Origin of the sequence: Streptomyces sp. Mut1 (assembly GCF_030719295.1) — a bacterium.
In the GTDB taxonomy this organism is placed as follows: Bacteria; Actinomycetota; Actinomycetes; order Streptomycetales; family Streptomycetaceae; genus Streptomyces; species Streptomyces castrisilvae.
Genome location: NZ_CP120997.1, coordinates 2,313,250 through 2,324,763, shown reverse-complemented (window position 1 = coordinate 2,324,763; position 11,514 = coordinate 2,313,250). Strand labels below are relative to the sequence as shown.

Below are 11,514 nucleotides of genomic sequence, written 5' to 3'. Positions count from 1 at the left end.
GCTCGCCCCCTGACGCCGCCCAGCCTAGGCGCTGGGGCTACGGTGTGCGGGGGGCTGTGGATAACTGAGGAGACGCCCGACATGCCGCATACCGTTGCTCTGCTCGCCGCCGCGTCCGACGAGCAGGGGCCGGGCAACACGATTCGTATCGTGCTCATCGTCTCCCTCGTGGGAGCCGCCCTGCTGGCCTGGTTCCTGCTGCGCGGATACCGCAACGACGACACCAACGACTGAGTCGGCGTGAGCGTGCCCGAGGCCCCCGCATACGATGTCCGCGACGTCTTCCCCCGACTCCCGATCGATAGGTCCTGCCGAAGATGAGCCTCACGAGCACCGCACACCAGCTGGTCACCGTCGCCGCCGAGGGCGCGGAGCACGGCGGTAACCACAACAGCCTCCAGCCGCTCCTCACCGGCGGCGGTGCGTTTGTCGCGCTTCTCCTCCTTCTGTGGATCACCACGCGCTTCAACCGCGACCGCTGAGGCCGAGGCGTACAGCTGTGCCAGTAGGCTCTGCACGCATGGGAGAGCAGGAAGTGCCTACCGGCCCCGGAAAACGCCGACTCGGCGTGATGGGCGGGACATTCGACCCGATCCATCATGGACACCTGGTGGCGGCCAGTGAAGTGGCCGCCCAGTTCCACCTCGACGAGGTGATCTTCGTGCCGACCGGGCAGCCGTGGCAGAAGAGCCACAAGCACGTCTCCCCGGCGGAGGACCGTTATCTGATGACGGTCATCGCGACGGCGTCGAACCCCCAGTTCTCGGTCAGCCGGAGCGACATCGACCGCAAGGGCCCCACGTACACGATCGACACCCTGCGGGATCTGCGCGCGGTCCACGGCGACGCGGACCTCTTCTTCATCACCGGCGCCGACGCGCTCTCCCAGATCCTCACCTGGCGCGACGCCGACGAACTGTTCTCGCTCTCGCACTTCATCGGTGTGACCCGGCCGGGCCATGTGCTCACGGACGACGGGCTGCCGAAGGGCGGCGTCTCCCTGGTGGAGGTGCCCGCGCTGGCGATCTCCTCGACGGACTGCCGCGCGAGGGTGGCCGAGGGGGAGCCGGTCTGGTATCTCGTGCCGGACGGTGTGGTCCGCTACATCGACAAGCGCCAGCTGTACCGCGGCGAGTGAGCCACGGAAAGGGGCACCGGTGAACGACCGACAGAACCCGTACGACCCGTACTACCAGCAGCCGCAGATCATCGGCTACGACGAGTACGGGCAGCCGGTGTACCAGCAGCCGGGTCAGCAGCAGTACGACCCGTACGCCCAGCAGCCTCATCAGCAGCAGCCTCATCAGGATCAGCAGCCTCATCAGCAACAGCAGTACCAGCAGCCTCCGCAGCAGGCCCCGCAGGGCGGCGGCCAGGGATACGGGTACGACCCGTACGCCCAGCAGCAGCCCCCGGCCCCGCCGCCGCAGCAGTACGACCCCTACGCGCCCCCGCAGCACCACCAGGCGCCGCAGCAGGGCTACGGCTACGACGGATACGGCTACGACACCGGGCAGCAGCCCGCCGCTGTCGACACGACCCAGCAGTGGAGCGTCCCGCAGCAGGCCCCCGCGCCCGCCCCCGAGGCTCCGGCGGCCCCTCCGGAGCCCGAACCGCAGCCGGCGCCCGAGGCGGCCGTCCCCGGGCAGCGGCGCGCGGGCCAGGACCAGGACTACCGCACCGAGCAGTTCTCCTTCATCGAGGAGCCCGACGAGGACTCCGAAGACGTCATCGACTGGCTCAAGTTCACCGAGAGCCGCAGCGAGCGCCGAGAGGAAGCGCGCCGCCGGGGCCGCAACCGGATCGTCGCGCTGATCGTCGTGGCGGCCCTGGCCGTGCTCGGCGGCGTCGGCTACCTGTGGTCCGCGGACAAACTCCCCGGCATGTCGGGCGGGGAGAAGGAGAACACCGCGACGACCGGTCCGCAGCGCCGGGACGTCATCGTGGTCCACCTCCACAACACCAAGGGCGGCGGCACGTCCACCGCCCTGCTCGTGGACAACGTCACCACCAAGCAGGGGACCACCGTCCTGCTCCCCAACTCCCTCGCCGTCTCCGACGAGGACGGGACCACCACCACGCTCGGCAAGTCGGTGGAGGACGACGGGACGTCCGGGACCCGGGAGTCCCTGGACACGCTGCTCGGCACCGACATCAGCGGCACCTGGCGGCTCGACACCCCGTACCTGGAGAACCTCGTCGACCTGGTGGGCAACATCGAGGTCGACACCGACACCGCTGTGCCGGGCGCCAAGAAGGGCGAGGGCGACCTGGTGGAGAAGGGTGAGGGGCAGACCCTCAGCGGCACGATGGCCGTCGCCTACGCCACGTACCGCGGTTCCGACGAGGCCGAGACCAAGCAGCTGACGCGGTTCGGGCAGGTCATACGCGGGGTGCTGCGGAAGCTGTCCGACGACCCGAAGGCCGCGACGGTCACCGTGCAGACGCTGGCCCAGATCCTGGACCCGTCGCTGCCCGAGAAGGACCTCGGGGCCTCGCTGGCGAAGCTGGCCGAACACGCCAAGATCGGCGCCTACAAGACGGCGGTGCTGCCGGTCCAGGACGACGGCACCCTCACCGACGCGGCCACGGAGAGCGTCGTCAAGGACATCCTGGGCGGCGCGGTCAAGGCGCCTTCCGCGGACGGGGTGATCCGGGTCGGGATCAAGAACGCCACCGGTGACACCGGCGGCACCGAGTCCGCCCGGGGCAAGCTGGTCAACGGCGGCTTCGCCTTCGTCAACGGCGGGACGGCCGACGCGGTGGCCACCTCGCAGGTCGTCTACGCGGAGGCGGCGGACAAGGAGAAGGCGACCGAGGTCGCCAAGACCCTCGGACTGCCGACGAGCACGGTGCAGAAGGGCAAGCCGGCCGGGAACGCGGACGTGTCCGTCCTCCTCGGCCAGGACTACAAGGTCAAGGCCAAGGCCGAGTAGCCGCGGCGGGGAGGGCCGGGGCCGGGCTCGGCCCCGGCCCTCCCCGCGAGAGGCTTCCGGGCCTCCCCGGAATACGACTGCGTGGACTGTCGGTTCCCCGTGAGACCCTAGGGGTCTATCCGACCGACGACGAAAGCCTGCTTGTGACCGCCACGGACCGCTCCATCGAGCTCATCAACGCCGCCGCGCAGGCGGCCGCCGACCGGCTCGCGCACGACATCATCGCGTACGACGTCAGCGATGTGCTGTCGATCACCGACGCATTCCTGCTGGCCTCGGCCCCCAACGACCGCCAGGTCAAGTCGATCGTCGACGAGATCGAGGAGCGGCTCCAGAAGGAGCTCGGCGCCAAGCCGGTCCGCCGCGAGGGCGACCGCGACGCCCGGTGGATCCTCCTCGACTACGTCGACATCGTCATCCACGTCCAGCACAGCGAGGAGCGCGTCTTCTACGCGCTGGAGCGGCTCTGGAAGGACTGCCCCGAGATCGCTCTGCCCGAGGACGCGGTGAAGACCCGCGGCAAGGCCGCTGAGCACGCGGAGCTCAACGGCGGTACGGAAGGGGACCAGCACTGAACGGCAGCAGAAGCGGCAGGGGCCGCAGGATCGTCCTCTGGCGGCACGGCCAGACCGCGTGGAACCTGGAGCGCCGCTTCCAGGGCTCGACGGACATCGATCTCACCGAGTCCGGCTTCGCCCAGGCCCGACGGGCCGCCCGGCTGCTCGCCTCGCTGAAGCCGGACACGATTGTGGCCTCCGACCTGCGGCGGGCCGCGGCCACGGCCGCCGAGCTCGCCGCGGTCACCGGGCTCGACGTCACGTACGACCCGGGGCTGCGTGAGACGTACGCGGGCGCCTGGCAGGGCCTGACCCACGAGGAGATCGTGGAGCGCTACGGCGAGCAGTACGCCGCCTGGAAGCGCGGCGAGCCCGTGCGGCGCGGCGGCGGCGAGCTGGAGACCGAGGTCGCCGACCGGGCCGCCCCCGTGGTGCTCGCGCACGCCGACAAACTGCCCGACGACGGCACGCTCGTCGTCGTCAGCCACGGCGGCACCATCCGGACCACCATCGGCCGGCTGCTGGGCCTGGAGGCGCACCACTGGGAGGGGCTCGGCGGGCTCTCCAACTGCTGCTGGTCCGTGCTGGGCGAGGGCGCCCGCGGCTGGCGTCTGCTGGAGCACAACGCGGGCACCCTGCCTCAGCCGGTGCTCGGCGACGACGCCTGACCGGTCCTCCCCGGACCGCCTCCGGGAGGCCGCGGCCGGATTTCACTTTCCGGCTGGTCACAGGCTAGAGTTCTTCTTGTTCGCAGCGCGGAAGCGCAGGGAAACACAGCGGACAGCGGGGCTATAGCTCAGTTGGTAGAGCGCTTGCATGGCATGCAAGAGGTCAGGAGTTCAATTCTCCTTAGCTCCACAATCGGAAATCCCGTCCCCGGTCAGGGGGCGGGATTTCTGCTTGCCGCGCCCCCTTCCCGGGCCCCCGTCCCGCACGGCCCCCGACGGCGCGTGCGCAGCGTCGCCAGCCGCCCCACGCTGTCCTCGTCGGCCGGTGTGTACGCGACGATCCGGCACTCGGGCAGTCCGTTGACGGTCAGGGAGACCGACGTCAGCCGTATGTCGCCGGTCACCGCCCAGTGCCGGAAGGTCTTCACGCGCCGCCCCGGCGGGACGACGTCCCCGCTGCGCCACAGCTTCGTGAAGTACGGGCTGGCCGCCGAGAGCGCCTCGATGAACGACTCCCAGGCCGGCTCGCCCGCATGGCGTCCGTAGCCACTGCGCAGGGTCGCCACCATCAGGGGCAGCTCCTGGGTGCGGTGGACGACCGGGCAGGTCCGCTCCGGCGTCGTGAACAGCGTCCACAGCACGTTGCGCGCCCGGGTCTCGTCCATGTGGGGGACGCCGAAGAGGTCTCGGTAGGCGGCGTTGGTCGCCAGCACGTCGTAGCGCGCGTTGTAGACGACCGCCGGGTGCGGGTCGAGCGCGTCGATGATGCCCTGGATCTCCTCGCCGACCTCCAGCGTGTCGGACTCCCGGCCCGGAATGAAGGCGACCCCGGCCAGTTGGTAGAGGTGCTCGCGCTCGGGCGGGTCCAGCCGCAGCGTCCGCGCCACCGCGTCCAGGACCTGCGGGGACGCGTTGATCGGGCGGCCCTGTTCCAGCCAGGTGTACCAGGTGACGCCGACGCCGGAGAGCTGGGCCACCTCCTCGCGGCGCAGCCCCGGAGTGCGGCGCCGCAGCCCCGGCGGCATGCCCACGTCGGCCGGGGTCACGCGTGCCCGGCGGCTGCGCAGGAAGGCGGCGAGCTCGGGCCGCCGGCCGGGCGCCGGTCCGTGTCCGTCCCGGCCGCGCCCGGCCTGGGTGTCCCGTCGTGTGTGCTGTTGTGTCGTCACCGTCGTCACGCCCCCATCGTCGGTGCTTCACCCGGGTGTTGCCAGGTGCTGCCAGTACCAGCATCAACGGGCTCTCGTTACCCGTATGAGCCCGGCACCAGCCTTGAGGCCATGACCGCGACATCCGAGACGACGGCCTCACGTTCCGTCACCAGTAAAGACCCCACCACTGACAAGGGACCCGGCCGGCTGCTCGCCGTCGTGCTGACGGCCCAGTTCATGGCCATGCTCGATCTCTTCATCGTGAATGTCGCCGCCCCGACCATCCGCGCCGAACTCGGCGCCTCCGCGGCCGGATTGCAGCTCGTCGTGGCCGGATACACCATCTCGTACGCCGTCCTGCTCGTCGCCGGCGCCCGGCTCGGGGGCGTGTTCGGGCACGGCCGCGCGCATCTGGCCGGGCTCGCGGTGTTCACCGCGGCCTCGCTGGCCTGCGGACTGGCGTCGGGGGAGGGCCAGTTGATCGCCTTCCGGGTGATCCAGGGGGCGGGCGCCGCGGTGATGATCCCGCAGGTGCTCAGCCTGATCCAGCAGCACTTCACCGGGGCGGCCAGGGTCCGCGCGATCGGTGCCTACAGCGCCGTCCTGGCCGTCGGGGCAGCGGCGGGACAGGTGGTCGGCGGGGTGCTGGTGAGCGCCGACCTGTTCGGGGCGGGCTGGCGGCCGGTCTTCCTGGTCAACGTGCCGATCGGGCTGGCCCTGCTGTGGCTCGGCGTCCGGGTGCTGCCGGGCGAACCCCGTACCGGGCGGGCCAGGCAGGAGGCGCGGGCGCGCGGCTTCGACCCGGTGGGGCTCGTCGTGCTCGCCGTGGGGGTCACCCTGCTGACCGTCCCGCTGGTGCTCGGCCAGGAGCTGGGCTGGCCGGACTGGACCTGGATCAGCCTGCTCGCCTGCGCGGCGGTCCTCACCGGCTTCGTGCTGTACGAGACGAGGCTCGCCGCGCGCGGCGGTGCGCCCCTGATCGCGCCCCGTGTGCTCCGGTTGCCCGGAATCTCCCTGGCCGCCCTGCGCATCCTGCTGGTGATGGCCGCCAACGCGGGCTTCCTCTTCACGCTGACCCTGCACCTCCAGGGCGGTCTCGGATACTCGGCGCTGCGCTCGGGGCTGATGTGCGCGCCGACCGCGGTGGTCTTCGGCGCGGCCGGGCTGACCTGGCGGCGGTGGCCCGCCGGGCTCCGGAGCGCGCTGGTTCCCGGCGGCTTCGTCCTGATGGCGGCCGGTGCCGCGCTCGTCGGGCTCGCGCTGCGGAGCGGTGGAGGCGGGGGTGCCGTGCTGTACGCGGGTTTCCTGCTCATGGGGGCGGGCATGGCGCTCGCGTTCAGCCCGAACCTCGCGGGTGCCCTGGCGAACGTACGGCCGCAGGACGCCGCCGACGCCAGTGGCGTCCTGGTCACCGTGACGCAGCTGGGCCAGGTCATCGGTGTCGCGACGGTCGGCACGCTCTACCTCAACCGCCTTGCGGTGCCTGGGCCGCACGCGTCGGGGGAGGCGCTGTGGGTGTGCGAGCTGGTGCTGGCGGGGGCCGCGTGCGTGGGTGCCGCGGCGGGGTTCGTACGGCGACGGCGGCCGGTGCGGACTGCGGCGGGCTGACCGTGTCGCGGGGTCATGGCAGAATCGGACCGCCGGAGGGGGCGACGGACCGAACGGGAGGGTGTGCGCGATGCCTGGGAGCCGCCACGAGGTCCCGAAGCCGCCACTCGTCCGCCGGAGCCGGAGCTGACCCATGGGTGCACACAGGCGGAAGTGCGACTGGTGCGGCAGCGGTACGCCCATCGTCAGGGACATGGACCCCGTCAACGCCGACTACCAGTACTGGTGCGAGGAGTGCGCGCGGGCGCTGATCATAAAGGGCGACCCCATCGAGACCTACCGGGAACTGGAGGGGGAGCCGATCTACGGCCGGCTCCTGGAGGAGCACTGCACCCTCAAACGCTTCTACTCCTTCGCCACGGCGTGACGGCTTCCCCGCCTCCGGCCGGTGAAAACCGGATGGACCGGAATCGATTTGGTGGACGGCCGGGGTGACCGGTACTGTTCTCGATGTCGCCAGGGAGACCGGGCGGCGCAACGAGGGGCTATAGCTCAGTTGGTAGAGCGCTTGCATGGCATGCAAGAGGTCAGGAGTTCAATTCTCCTTAGCTCCACAGTGAAGAAGGAACACAGCGGGTCATCCGGTTCGGATGGCCCGCTGTTCCGTGTGCGCGGAGTCCGGCGGGGACAACCGCCCGGAGGTGGACCGGGTCCGTGCGGTACCCTGACGCCATGCGTGCCGTAGGCCTTCTGCTTAGCGAGCCGCGCTGATCAGTCCCGACCGGTGAGAATGCCTGGTCGGCATCGGCGCGGCGTCCCCTCCTGTGCGAGGGGATTTTTCGTTTCCGTGGACGAGTGTCCGTAAACGTGGGCGCCGGCAGATGACGATCGATGGAGCTTTGAGGATCATGAGCGAGACGAATTCCGCAGCCGACGTCGCTGCGACGCACCGCTATACGGCAGCGATGGCCGCCGACATCGAGGCACGCTGGCAGGACTTCTGGGACGCCGAGGGCACGTACGAGGCGCCCAACCCGACCGGTGACCTGGCGGGCGACCCGGAGCTGGCCGCCAAGCCGAAGAAGTTCATCATGGACATGTTCCCGTACCCCTCGGGTGCGGGGCTGCACGTCGGCCACCCGCTGGGCTACATCGCCACCGATGTCTTCGCCCGCCACCAGCGGATGACCGGCCACAACGTCCTGCACACCCTGGGCTTCGACGCCTTCGGCCTGCCCGCGGAGCAGTACGCCGTCCAGACCGGCACCCACCCGCGGATCTCGACCGAGGCCAACATCGAGAACATGACGGCGCAGCTGCGCCGGCTGGGCCTGGGCCACGACAAGCGCCGCTCGTTCGCCACGATCGAGTCCGAGTACTACAAGTGGACCCAGTGGATCTTCCTGCAGATCTTCAACTCCTGGTACGACACCGAGGCGGACCGGGCCCGGCCGATCGCCGAGCTGGTCGCCCAGTTCGAGAGCGGCGAGCGCGCCACCCCGGACGGCCGTGACTGGAGCGAGCTGAGCGCCGCCGAGCGCGCGGACCTGCTGGGTGACTACCGGCTGGCCTACGCCTCCGACGCCCCGGTCAACTGGTCGCCCGGCCTGGGCACCGTCCTGGCCAACGAGGAGGTCACCGCGGACGGCCGCTCCGAGCGCGGCAACTTCCCCGTCTTCAAGGCCAAGCTGCGCCAGTGGAACATGCGCATCACGGCCTACGCCGACCGGCTGCTGAACGATCTGGACGGGCTGGACTGGCCCGAGGCCATCAAGCTGCAGCAGCGCAACTGGATCGGCCGTTCCGAGGGTGCGCGGGTCGACTTCCCGGTCGACGGCGCGGGCAGCATCACCGTCTTCACCACCCGCCAGGACACCCTGTTCGGCGCCACGTACATGGTGCTGGCGCCGGAGCACGAGCTGGTCGAGCGGATCATCCCCGCCGCCTGGCCCGAGGGCACGCACCCGGTCTGGACGGGCGGCCACGCCTCCCCGGCCGAGGCGGTCACCGCGTACCGCAAGCAGGCGGCGGCCAAGTCCGACGTCGAGCGGCAGGCCGAGGCCAAGGACAAGACGGGCGTCTTCACCGGCGCGTACGCCACCAATCCCGTCAGCGGCGAGAAGATCCCCGTCTTCATCGCCGACTACGTCCTGATGGGCTACGGCACCGGCGCGATCATGGCCGTACCGGCGCACGACGCGCGCGACTTCGCCTTCGCGCGCGCCTTCGAGCTGCCGATGCGCTGTGTGGTCGAGCCGTCCGACGACCGCGGCACGGATGCCTCGACGTGGCAGGACGCCTTCGGTTCGTACGACGCGAAGCTGGTGAACTCCGCCAACGACGAGGCATCCCTGAACGGCCTGGGCGTCACCGAGGCCAAGGCCCGGATCACCGAGTGGCTGAAGGAGCACGGCGTCGGCGAGGGCACCGTCAACTTCCGGCTGCGCGACTGGCTGTTCAGCCGCCAGCGCTACTGGGGCGAGCCCTTCCCGATCGTGTACGACGAGGAGGGCATCGCCCACCCGCTGCCCGAGTCGATGCTGCCGCTGGAGCTGCCCGAGGTCGACGACTACTCGCCGCGCACCTTCGACCCGGACGACGCCGACACCCAGCCCGAGACCCCGCTGTCGCGCAACGCCGACTGGGTCGACGTCACGCTGGACCTGGGCGACGGCGCCGGCCCGAAGAAGTACCGCCGCGAGACGAACACCATGCCCAACTGGGCCGGTTCCTGCTGGTACGAGCTGCGCTACCTGGATCCGAACAACTCCGAGAAGCTGGTCGACCCGGCGATCGAGGAGTACTGGATGGGCCCGCGCGAGGGGCAGCCGACCGGGGGCGTCGACCTGTACGTGGGCGGTGCGGAGCACGCCGTTCTGCACCTGCTGTACGCCCGCTTCTGGTCCAAGGTGCTGCACGACCTGGGCCACGTCTCGTCCGCCGAGCCGTTCCACAAGCTGTACAACCAGGGCATGATCCAGGCGTTCGTCTACCGGGACAGCCGTGGCATCGCGGTCCCGGCGGCCGAGGTCGAGGAGCGCGACGGGGCCTACTACTACCAGGGCGAGAAGGTCTCCCGCGTCCTGGGCAAGATGGGCAAGTCCCTGAAGAACGCCGTGACGCCCGACGAGATCTGCGGCGAGTACGGCGCGGACACCCTGCGTCTGTACGAGATGGCGATGGGTCCCCTGGACGTGTCGCGGCCCTGGGACACGCGTGCGGTCGTCGGCCAGTACAGGCTGCTGCAGCGGCTGTGGCGCAACATCGTCGACGAGGAGACCGGCGAGGTCACCGTCGTGGACGGCGAGCCCGGCGAGGACACGCTGCGCGCGCTGCACAAGGCGATCGACGGCGTCGGCGGCGACATGGCCGGCATGCGTTTCAACACGGCCATCGCCAAGGTCACCGAGCTGAACAACCACCTGACGAAGGCGGGCGGCCCGCTGCCCCGCTCCGTCGCCGAGGCCCTGGTGCTGCTGGTGGCGCCGCTGGCCCCGCACATCGCCGAGGAGCTGTGGCACCGGCTGGGCCACACGGAGTCGGTCGTGCACCAGGACTTCCCGGTGGCCGACCCGGCGTACGTCGTGGACGAGACCGTGACCTGCGTGGTGCAGATCAAGGGCAAGGTCAAGGCGCGCCTGGAGATCTCCCCGTCGGTCACGGACGCGGAGCTGGAGGCACTGGCCCTGGCCGATCCGGCCGTCGTCGCCGCGCTGGACGGGGCCGGTATCCGCAAGGTGATCGTCCGGGCGCCGAAGCTGGTGAACATCGTTCCCGCATAGCCACGGCCGCGGTGGGGAAGGCGTGAGGGCTTTCCCCTACGGGCAGGTTGGGGGTTCGGACAGGACCCCCAACCTGCCCGTTGCGTTTACGGTGGAGGCGACCGGTGAACGCGTGCCGGAGGCCGTCACACGATCCGAGGGGCGCTCATGGGAGTGGAAGCCGTGATCCTGATCCTGGGGCTGCTCGTCGTCGCCTTCATGGCTCTGGGCGTCTACGCGACCGTCAAGGCCGTCGGGGCGGCCAAGCGCGGCGTGGACCGGACGATCACGCAGGCCCGCCGCACCGTCGAGGACACCACCCTGCGGGCGAAGAGCTACGGACAGCTGGGCGTGGGCGCCGAGCTGGCGCAGCTCCGCCTCTCGCTGCGTACGTCGATGCGTGCCACGCAGGAGGCGCTGCGGGCGGGTCTGGCGGAGGACGCCTCGCTCTCGGAGTCCCTGGGCCTGTTCGAGCGGCTCGGGGTGCACGGCCGGGAGCTGGACGAGGAGCTGAAGGCGCTGGAGCGCGAGCCGGACAAGGCGACGGTCGCGGCCCGGCTGCCGGGCCTGAAGGAACGCACCGAGCGGATCACCGGGTCCGCCGATTCGCTGCGCTGGGCCGCCCGGGACCGGGCCCGTCAGTTCGCCGACGACGACCTGTCGACGCTGAACGCACAGATCGACATGGAGGCCGGGGCGCTGCGGCACTGGACGACGGACGAGCCGGCGGCCCGGCCCGGACGCCCGGCCGGCCGGGGCGGGGAACCGGAGGCCCCGGACGCGCCGGGCGGGGACCGGACACCGCCGGAGGCCATCACGGCTCGGGACCCCCGGCAGCACACCACCTACCCGTGGCAGAAGGCGGCCCGGCCCGAGACCACGAACTGAGCGTCGGT

The 11,514-nt window shown here is 70.8% G+C and carries 11 protein-coding genes and 2 tRNA genes; 12 read left to right on the top strand and 1 reads right to left on the bottom strand.

Annotated elements, in window-relative coordinates; all coding sequences use genetic code 11:
* The first annotated feature begins 81 nt into the window (after positions 1-81).
* The 7 genes from P8A18_RS09970 to P8A18_RS09940 all read left to right on the top strand — a co-directional run bounded on the left by P8A18_RS09970 (position 82) and on the right by P8A18_RS09940 (position 4,351).
* Positions 82-234 carry a hypothetical protein gene (locus P8A18_RS09970; RefSeq protein ID WP_018551620.1) on the top strand — a complete coding sequence of 51 codons (153 nt, stop codon included), beginning with the start codon at positions 82-84 and terminating at the stop codon, positions 232-234.
* 83 nt (positions 235-317) lie between these two features.
* Positions 318-482 carry a hypothetical protein gene (locus P8A18_RS09965; RefSeq protein WP_018551621.1) on the top strand — a complete coding sequence of 55 codons (165 nt, stop codon included), beginning with the start codon at positions 318-320 and terminating at the stop codon, positions 480-482.
* A gap of 38 nt (positions 483-520) precedes the next feature.
* Complete coding sequence (nadD, locus tag P8A18_RS09960; protein ID WP_306053515.1) at positions 521-1,138, top strand: nicotinate-nucleotide adenylyltransferase; 618 nt, start codon at positions 521-523, stop codon at positions 1,136-1,138.
* Positions 1,139-1,157: 19 nt separating this feature from the next.
* Complete coding sequence (locus P8A18_RS09955) at positions 1,158-2,936, top strand: LCP family protein (protein ID WP_306053514.1); 1,779 nt, start codon at positions 1,158-1,160, stop codon at positions 2,934-2,936.
* 143 nt (positions 2,937-3,079) lie between these two features.
* Positions 3,080-3,511, top strand: a complete 432-nt coding sequence (gene rsfS, locus P8A18_RS09950) for a ribosome silencing factor (RefSeq protein WP_018551624.1) — start codon at positions 3,080-3,082, stop codon at positions 3,509-3,511.
* Complete coding sequence (locus tag P8A18_RS09945) at positions 3,508-4,161, top strand: histidine phosphatase family protein (RefSeq protein WP_306060794.1); 654 nt, start codon at positions 3,508-3,510, stop codon at positions 4,159-4,161. The genes rsfS and P8A18_RS09945 overlap by 4 nt, the downstream gene beginning before the upstream one ends.
* 117 nt (positions 4,162-4,278) lie before the next feature.
* Positions 4,279-4,351: transfer RNA gene (locus tag P8A18_RS09940), tRNA-Ala, on the top strand.
* Between the two features lie 22 nt (positions 4,352-4,373).
* Here P8A18_RS09940 and P8A18_RS09935 read toward each other — a convergent pair.
* Positions 4,374-5,336, bottom strand: a complete 963-nt coding sequence (locus tag P8A18_RS09935; protein ID WP_306053512.1) for a helix-turn-helix transcriptional regulator — start codon at positions 5,334-5,336, stop codon at positions 4,374-4,376.
* Positions 5,337-5,438: 102 nt separating this feature from the next.
* Here P8A18_RS09935 and P8A18_RS09930 point away from each other — a divergent pair, with 102 nt between their 5' ends.
* From P8A18_RS09930 to P8A18_RS09910, 5 genes are all read left to right on the top strand, one after another.
* Positions 5,439-6,917, top strand: coding sequence for an MFS transporter (locus P8A18_RS09930; RefSeq protein ID WP_306053510.1), 1,479 nt, complete (start codon positions 5,439-5,441; stop codon positions 6,915-6,917).
* Positions 6,918-7,050: 133 nt separating this feature from the next.
* Complete coding sequence (locus P8A18_RS09925) at positions 7,051-7,284, top strand: hypothetical protein (protein ID WP_018103228.1); 234 nt, start codon at positions 7,051-7,053, stop codon at positions 7,282-7,284.
* Positions 7,285-7,398: 114 nt separating this feature from the next.
* A tRNA-Ala gene (locus tag P8A18_RS09920) sits at positions 7,399-7,471 on the top strand.
* Positions 7,472-7,765: 294 nt separating this feature from the next.
* The gene (gene leuS / locus P8A18_RS09915; RefSeq protein ID WP_306053508.1) at positions 7,766-10,639 is read left to right on the top strand and encodes a leucine--tRNA ligase; all 2,874 of its coding nucleotides are present in this window, start codon (positions 7,766-7,768) and stop codon (positions 10,637-10,639) included.
* A 153-nt stretch (positions 10,640-10,792) separates the two neighbouring features.
* Entirely contained in the window at positions 10,793-11,506 is a 714-nt protein-coding gene (locus tag P8A18_RS09910; protein ID WP_306060793.1) for a hypothetical protein, read from the top strand.
* Positions 11,507-11,514 lie beyond the last annotated feature (8 nt).

What these genes read in the sequence shown, in the direction of transcription:
- P8A18_RS09970 (WP_018551620.1), top strand. Translation starts at nt 82, where the DNA reads ATGCCGCATACCGTTGCTCTGCTCGCCGCCGCGTCCGACGAGCAGGGG.
- P8A18_RS09965 (WP_018551621.1), top strand. Translation starts at nt 318, where the DNA reads ATGAGCCTCACGAGCACCGCACACCAGCTGGTCACCGTCGCCGCCGAG.
- nadD (WP_306053515.1), top strand. Translation starts at nt 521, where the DNA reads ATGGGAGAGCAGGAAGTGCCTACCGGCCCCGGAAAACGCCGACTCGGC.
- P8A18_RS09930 (WP_306053510.1), top strand. Translation starts at nt 5,439, where the DNA reads ATGACCGCGACATCCGAGACGACGGCCTCACGTTCCGTCACCAGTAAA.
- P8A18_RS09925 (WP_018103228.1), top strand. Translation starts at nt 7,051, where the DNA reads ATGGGTGCACACAGGCGGAAGTGCGACTGGTGCGGCAGCGGTACGCCC.
- leuS (WP_306053508.1), top strand. Translation starts at nt 7,766, where the DNA reads ATGAGCGAGACGAATTCCGCAGCCGACGTCGCTGCGACGCACCGCTAT.